8 protein-coding genes and 1 pseudogene are annotated in these 6,695 nt (G+C 68.7%); 8 read left to right on the top strand and 1 reads right to left on the bottom strand.

Annotated elements, in window-relative coordinates; all coding sequences use genetic code 11:
• The 8 genes from KBI5_RS04245 to KBI5_RS04280 form a co-directional block, all read left to right on the top strand.
• Nucleotides 1-248, top strand: a 248-nt coding sequence (locus KBI5_RS04245) for a recombinase family protein (protein WP_198537500.1), incomplete at its 5' end; no start/stop codon positions are given.
• Nucleotides 249-321: 73 nt separating this feature from the next.
• Entirely contained in the window at nucleotides 322-558 is a 237-nt protein-coding gene (locus tag KBI5_RS04250) for a hypothetical protein (RefSeq protein ID WP_085014379.1), read from the top strand.
• An 84-nt stretch (nucleotides 559-642) separates the two neighbouring features.
• Nucleotides 643-906, top strand: coding sequence for a hypothetical protein (locus tag KBI5_RS04255; protein ID WP_085014380.1), 264 nt, complete (start codon nucleotides 643-645; stop codon nucleotides 904-906).
• A gap of 48 nt (nucleotides 907-954) precedes the next feature.
• The gene (locus KBI5_RS04260; RefSeq protein ID WP_085014381.1) at nucleotides 955-2,952 is read left to right on the top strand and encodes a recombinase family protein; all 1,998 of its coding nucleotides are present in this window, start codon (nucleotides 955-957) and stop codon (nucleotides 2,950-2,952) included.
• Nucleotides 2,841-3,950, top strand: coding sequence for an aminotransferase class V-fold PLP-dependent enzyme (locus tag KBI5_RS04265; protein ID WP_241882653.1), 1,110 nt, complete (start codon nucleotides 2,841-2,843; stop codon nucleotides 3,948-3,950). Before KBI5_RS04260 ends, KBI5_RS04265 begins: the two co-directional genes overlap by 112 nt.
• A 212-nt stretch (nucleotides 3,951-4,162) precedes the next feature.
• Nucleotides 4,163-4,381, top strand: coding sequence for a transcriptional regulator (locus KBI5_RS04270; protein ID WP_085014385.1), 219 nt, complete (start codon nucleotides 4,163-4,165; stop codon nucleotides 4,379-4,381).
• Nucleotides 4,378-4,788, top strand: coding sequence for a type II toxin-antitoxin system VapC family toxin (locus tag KBI5_RS04275; RefSeq protein ID WP_011436119.1), 411 nt, complete (start codon nucleotides 4,378-4,380; stop codon nucleotides 4,786-4,788). Before KBI5_RS04270 ends, KBI5_RS04275 begins: the two co-directional genes overlap by 4 nt.
• A gap of 399 nt (nucleotides 4,789-5,187) precedes the next feature.
• Nucleotides 5,188-5,877 (top strand): response regulator transcription factor, encoded by a 690-nt coding sequence (locus KBI5_RS04280; protein ID WP_085014382.1) that lies wholly within the window; start codon nucleotides 5,188-5,190, stop codon nucleotides 5,875-5,877.
• A gap of 300 nt (nucleotides 5,878-6,177) precedes the next feature.
• Here KBI5_RS04280 and KBI5_RS26110 read toward each other — a convergent pair.
• A pseudogene (locus tag KBI5_RS26110) lies at nucleotides 6,178-6,695 on the bottom strand (hypothetical protein); the annotation flags it as partial.

Genomic DNA, 6,695 nt, shown 5'->3' on the forward strand with positions numbered 1-6,695 from the left:
CCAACCCCGTCTACACCGGCGCCACCGTCTGGGGCCGCACCCGCGCCGGCCAGCACGTCCCACCCGACGAGTGGGTCATCTGCCTCGGCGCCCACCAGCCGATCATCGACGGGCGCACGTTCCACCACGCCCAGCTCCTCGCGCCCCCCGGCACCGGGATTTTCAGCGCGCAGCTACCACCCTGGGAATTCGTCGACCCGCCGACCGACCCGGGAAACACCGACGGCGGGCAGGGGCCGATCGCATGACCCCACCGCGGCCGTTTCACGACCGAAACCGCACCTGGACGAGAAACGTTTCCGTCGGGCCGGAGACGTCGCGGTGACCCGCCGGCAGCCCCAGGACCGGGACGGCACCGCCCCCGCGGATCGCGGCGATGACACATCGCCTGCGTCGACCGGACGTCAGGACGCGGTCAGGGACATCACCATCGAGCACATCGAAACCGTCTGGATGACTCCCGAAGAATACGACACCGCGGTGTCCGTTCTGGCCGAACTTGTCCTACAGTGGGAAAGGAAAGGCGCACCGAACACCGCGCCGAAAAAGGCGGCCTGACAACCCCGAACCTTTCTGCCGGGCGGGCGGCCTGTCCCCATCGGATGGGCCGCCCGCCCATCATCGAGAAAGGGAACCCTCGGTATGCCCTGCCCGTTTTCAGCCCGACGAGCCATCACAAAGACGGCGGCGATCACCGAACCCGCCGGCCCGCGGGTCGTTTTCTACGCTCGGATCGCCACCGACGGCGGCCAGCACTCCCTCACCGACCAGTACGCCCAGACCCTGGCCTACCTCGCGGCCCATCACCCGGCCTACCTCCTGCTCGACGACGACAGCAGCGAGCCGGCCCGCGCCCGATTTTCCCTCCCGTCGATGTGGCGTGGCGCTTTCCGCCGCCACGCATAAAGCCCGGACGCCGCACACCACCAGTACCGAGAGAAAAGGAAAAGCGCCATGGCCCGTGCGACCTCGCGTCGMAAGAGCGCGAACCGCACCCCCCAGYCCGCCGTCGACCCGCTCGACACCGTCCGGGTCGGGATCTACCTGCGGCGCTCCACCGACGACGAGCACCAGCCCTACTCCATCGAAGCCCAGGAAGAACGACTCCGTTCCTACATCGACTCCCAACCCGGCTGGGCCATCGCCCTCCGGTTCTCCGACGACGCCTCAGGCGCCACCACCGAACGCGACGACCTGCAACGCGCCCTGTCCGCGGCCCGCCACGGACTGATCGACGTCCTGCTCGTCTACCGCGTCGACCGGCTCTCCCGCAACCTGCGCGACACCGTGACCCTGCTCGAAGAACTCGACCAGGCCGGCGTCGTGTTCCGCTCGGCCACCGAACCGTTCGACACCGCGACCCCGATGGGCCGCATGCTGCTCCAGATGCTCGCGATGTTCGCGCAGTTCGAGCGCGACACGATCATCGACCGGGTCATCGCCGGCATGGAACGCAAAGCCGCCAAGGGCCTGTGGATGGGCGGCAACCGGCCCTTCGGCTACCAGGTCGACCGCGCCAACTGGAAACTTCTCATCGACGAGAAGGAAGCGGCCGTCGTCCGTCTGATCTTCAACCTCTACGTCAAGGACCGGGTCGGCACCCGCGCCATCGCCAAGACCCTCAACGAGCGCGGCCACCGCACCACCACCGGCGGCCCCTGGTCCGGACACCAGGTGCTCCGCGTCCTGGACAACCGCATCTACCTCGGCGAGCTGACCTTCCGAGAGATCACCGTCACCGACACCCACAAGCCGATCATCGAGGCGGCCCAGTTCGCTGAGGCCGAGAAGATCCTCACCATCCGCAGCGACGGACACACCCACCGAGCCGCCAGCGACTCCGACTACTACCTCACCGGCCGGATGCGCTGCCCGCAATGCGCCAAAGCGATGCTCGGCTCCAACGCCGGAGGACGCACCCGCACCTACCGCTACTACACCTGCTTCACCCGCCTGCGCTACAGCCGCGACCGCTGCGACGCCCCCCGCCTCGACGCCGACGCCCTCGACCAAGCCGTCCTCACCGCACTCGCCGCCTTCTACCGCAACCACCAGCAGCTCATCGCCGACGCCGTCCACCACGCCCGCCAGCGCCACCACGACGCCCACACCGACCGCACCGGCGAACTCGCCACCGTCCAGGCCGACCTCACCCAGACCGACCAGGCCATCGACCGCTACCTTTCCGCCTTCGAGCGCGGCACCCTCGACGAAGAAACCCTCGCCACCCGACTCGCCACGCTGCGCACCAAGCAGAAGCAGCTCCGCCGCCGACAGACCGAACTCACCGCCCAGATCGACGACGAACCCGTCATGCCCCCACGCGCCACCCTCAGCAAGATCGCCCACCACATCGATACGATCATCGAGGTCGGCACCGACCTTCAGCGCAAGGCCCTCGTCGAAGCCCTCATCCACGAAGTCAAGATCCTCGGCCCCGGACGGCTCCAACCGGTCTTCAAAGTCCCCAGACCCGAGCCAACCGAGGCCGCCGCAGCCGCCCTACCAGCCACAACGCCCCCGAAGGGAGCGGTTCGTACAATGCCTAACATGGTGGAGCGGGTGGGACTCGAACCCACGACCGACGGAAACACCGTCGCAACCACGACGTCCATACCGTCGGCACGGTGCCGCACGCGTCGTCGAGGTGTCACCCTGTTCCCGTGGACACACCGTCGATCCATCAGCCCCGCCAGCRCCGGTTCACCGACAGCGACGATCCCGGGCCGAACGAAGATCCCGAGCAGCTCCGGCTCTTCCACCGCTGGCGTGCGGCCCGGTCACCGTCGTCGGTGGTTCATCTCGACTCGGCCGGCGCGGCCCGCCCCAGTCGGGCCACGATCGCGGCCGAGGCCGCGTACCTGGAGCGCGAGAGCGCACTCGGCGCGTACGCCGCCGAGGTGGAGGCAGGCAGCGGGCTCCACGCCACGCGGGCCAGGCTCGTCAGCCTGATGGGCCCGGGACTCGACGCTGATGACCTGAGCTTCCACCATTCGGCGAGCGCGGCTTTCGCCAGCTTGCTGATGGCCTGGCGGCTCCCCGCCGGGGCGAGGATCGGCGTGGTACCAAGCGAGTACGGGTCCAACATGCTCGTACTCGCCGCCCGGGCGCTGCGCACCGCGGTCTCGCTGGTCGATCTTCCCGTCGACGAGACCGGGGTCATCGACGTCGAGACGCTCGACCGGGCCGGAGTAGCCTGCGCCGACGCACCCGGGCGCATCGGTCTCGCCGACCTCGACCTCGTGGTGTTTCCGCAGGTGCCAAGCCAACGGGGCATCGTTCAGCCGGCAGCCGCGATCGGTGCGCGCTGCGCGGCCGAAGGCGTCCCCCTGGTACTCGACGTGGCGCAGTCCCTCGGCCAGGTCGAGGTGCGCCAGACCGCGGCCAGCGCCTATATCGGAACGTCGAGAAAATGGCTCTGCGGGCCACGAGGAGCAGGATTTCTCGCCGTCCGGAAAGGCAGCGTCGATCTTCTTGATATCGCCGTGCCGAGCCTGCACAGCGCACGCTTCGACCGCAACGACCGTCCGGTTCCTCTCCCCGGACTGGCCCGGCTCGGGATAGGCGAGGCGGCGACCGTGTCCCGCATCGGCCTGGGGCAGGCCGTCACGGAATTGACGGATTCCGGCCCGTCACTTGTCTTCGCCCGCATCGCGCGGCTGGCCGGTCAGGGAAGACGCCTTCTCGACGGGGCCGGCGGCTGGCGGGTGCGCGAGGACCCAGATTCACCGTGCGGCATCATCACCATGCAACCGCCCCCCGGCACCGATCCGGTGGCCGTCCGGGACCGGCTCTACCGAGAGGACCGGGTGCTCACCAGTGCCATCCCCGTGGAGCGCTCCCGGGATCTCACCGGGCCGGTCCTCCGCGCGAGCGCGCACGTCTATACCGATCCGGCGGAGTTCGAAAGGCTGGCCATGGGGCTCGAACRCATCGCCTACGATCGTTGACGCCCCGGCGGCCACCTGCCCGCAGGCCGACCAGCCAGCGCGTCTTCGGCTGTCGCCGCCCTCGTACGTGCCGCCAGCACCGCCGCCTCATGCCACAGCGTGCCCGCGCTACCGCCATCTGACCGAGTCGGCCGCGGACACCTGGTATATACTATCGATAGCTATCATGTGCGGGAGGCGTTGTGGCGGACACGGCGATCGCGAGGCTCTTCATGCACGGCAGAAGCCAGGCAGTGCGGYTCCCGAAGGAGTTCCGGCTGCCCGGTGACCGGGTGCGCGTCCGGCACATGGGAGACGGCGTGCTGCTAGAGCCGATCGCGTCCGATGTCGACGCCTGGTTCGCCGAGCTGGACCGTTTCGTGGACGTGCCGCTGTTCGAGGACGGCAGGAACCAGCCGCCGACGCCCGCCGGGGAGGACTTCTTCGGGTGAACTGCCTCCTGGACACCAGCACTGTGGTCGCACTGCTGCGGAACAAGCCCGTCGGCGTGCGGGAACGGTACCGGGAGGCCGAAGCGTCAGAGGATTATCTCGCGCTCTCGTCGGTCGTCTTGTTCGAGCTGTGGTACGGCGTGGCGAAGAGCGCTCAGGTGCCGGAGAACACCGAGCGCCTGCGGATACTGCTCTCCGGTGACCTGGACCTGCTTGACTTCGATGACGAGGATGCCCGTGCTGCCGGCGAGGTGCGCGCCGTCCTGGAGAAGGCCGGGACGCCGATTGGCGCCTACGATCTGTTGATCGCCGGGCAGGCACTGCGGCGCGGGCTGACAGTCGTTACGGCGAACACCTCGGAGTTCAGCCGGGTCACCGGCCTGAGCTGGGAGGACTGGACGAGCTAGCCGTCGTCGGCGCCCGCTGCCGGGGCCGTGCGACAGYACGGTCGGCCTGGCTCCAGGCGCGCCGCTGGCGTAGCACCCATTGCCCGCGCCGACGCCGACGAACTCGCCACGAGCCGCTAGCACGTCCGAGCCGCGCTCGGGCGTGGACGGCCGACGATCTACGATCGTCTTCTGATGGACGTGTCCCTCGTGACGCTCGCCACGCTGGGCCCTCCCCATGCTCCACCAGCTACCCGGTGGGGATCTGCTGAAATGGTTGGCGTCGCTGGATGCGGTGTCCCCGACGCACCCAGCGATCGGTGGCGCCCCCACGCTCCGCCAGCGGGCACCAACGCCCGTACGGCCTGACGAGGTCTGTCGCCTCGTGGCCGGCAAGTCCGGGAGAACGACTGGACCAGCATGAGCGTAGCGAACGGAACCACAGTACCCGCAGTACCTGGCGCCATCACCGTGGCGGCAGTGGACGATCACCCGATCGTGCTTCGCGGCCTCGCGGACCTCCTTCACGACGTCGAGGACTTCAGGCTGATCGGCACCGCCCACTCCATCGAAGCCCTGCTGGCCGGTCCGGGGCGCGGCGCCCAGGTGATCCTGCTCGATCTCGATCTCGGCGATGGCACCGCGCCGCCCCATAACATCCAGCGGCTGCTCGCGGTGGACCGCGCGGTCGTGGTTTTCAGCGCCGCGGCGGCTCCCGCGACGGTTCGCGACGCGATGCGCGCCGGCGCGTCGGGCTTCGTCCCGAAGACCGACGACATCGAGGATCTGGCCACCGCGATCCGCGCCGCCGCCGCGGGAACGGGGTGGATCTCGCCGCAGCTGGCATTCCTGCTGCTCACCGATGACGCTACGGACAAACCGGATCTGTCGCCCAAAGAGGTAGAAGCACTGCGTCTCTATGCGACCGGAATGCCCATGAAGACGGTTGCCCACAAGATGAACGTCTCCCCGGAAACGGCGAAGCAGTACATCGATCGGGTCCGGTCGAAGTACCGCAAGGCCGGGCGGGACGCGAGCACCAAGGTCGACCTCTACAAACTCGCGGTGGAAGACGGTCATCTCAACCCCGGTGCCGAGGGAAYGGCCTGACCGCGCCACCAGAGTGATCACGAGGAGGTGGACCCGGCGCGCGCCCTCGCGCCACCCCCCGCACAGCGGGAGAGCGCGCGCCCGATCAAGGAACGGAACACCTCGGCGGACATCCCCTGGCCCGGCGGCCTGTCCTCCCTGTGTCCCCTTGCCTCCCCCGTGTCTCCTTGACCAGGAATATCCTCGCGGACAATGACGATTCGGTCATGACCCACATCCACCGAATCCGTTGTCCCCCGTCAAGGGGTCAGCGGAAGGACTTCGAAGCACGACCGCCGAGACCGGATCGATGCGGACAGGTCATCTTCGAGGGGGCTTCGTCCTCGGCTGGAGCAGCATCGCCCCGATCAGGGCGAGGAGGCCGGCGCCGAGGCACACCGTGATCCCTGCCTGTGGACGGATCGAGATTGCATCCGCGGAAATCGCGMGGAACGATGCGAGGGTCGGCGGCCCGTAGACCCGGTCCAGAGCGGTGATGATCACGATCAGAACTGCGATGATTCGGGCGAGGGCGACATCGATCGCACCGGCAAGCGGCCGACGCACCAACCGTCCCACCCCGATGGCACCGAGTGTGACCGCCAGGACACCGACGATGCGCCCGTCTCCGACCACAAGACCGCTGAACGTACGTGTCTCGTCGCCGCTGGACATCTCGCTCCACGGCAGGACGGAACCGATGCCGGCGCCGACGGCCGCCAGCACCACCATCAGCGCGGCGACCGGCCGGGGCGCGGTGGCCGGCGGGAAAGCGGACGGCGTCGGTTGTTCGGACGGCGTCGGTTGTTCGGACGGCGTCGGTTGTTCGGACGGCGTCG

Origin of the sequence: Frankia sp. KB5 (assembly GCF_002099325.1) — a bacterium.
Lineage (GTDB): Bacteria > Actinomycetota > Actinomycetes > Frankiales > Frankiaceae > Frankia > Frankia casuarinae.